The organism is Thalassobacterium maritimum (assembly GCF_031127805.1).
Taxonomy (GTDB): Bacteria; Verrucomicrobiota; Verrucomicrobiia; order Opitutales; family Coraliomargaritaceae; genus Thalassobacterium; species Thalassobacterium maritimum.
The window spans coordinates 1-404 of record NZ_JARXHW010000258.1; the positions used below are offsets into that span (position 1 = coordinate 1).

The 404-nt window shown below is 52.2% G+C and carries 1 pseudogene; it reads left to right on the forward strand.

The window, feature by feature from the left end:
- Positions 1 to 207: 207 nt before the first annotated feature.
- Positions 208 to 404 (forward strand): annotated as a pseudogene (locus tag QEH52_RS20260) (ISKra4-like element ISTvi1 family transposase); the annotation flags it as partial.

The window sequence follows — 404 nt, forward strand, 5'->3', positions numbered from 1 at the left end:
TAGGTGTGGCGATGCCGCCAAAGAAGCGCAGATGCAGCAACGCGAAAAAAAACTTTAAAATTTTACACGCTTTACGGAGTCGTCGAACTGAAAGAGCGTATCTGGCGCAGTGGAGAGGTTAACTACCACCGGCCATTGACCGAGCGACTGGGTATCTCAGCTCGGGGATATACTCGCGAACTGCAGCGTGCCGTAACTGATTTTGGTTTGGATCATTCCTTTGCCACAGCTGCGGGAAAACTTTTAGAGCACTACGGCATTGAGCTGCCCGTATCTTCAATCCGCAAATACGTCGAAACGAACGCCCGCCGCATCGCCGATGAATCCTCGAAGCTGGAGGACTCACCGAACTGCCTATCACCTAGTGGTGTTGATCAGATCGTGACAGAGACCGACGGGAGCAT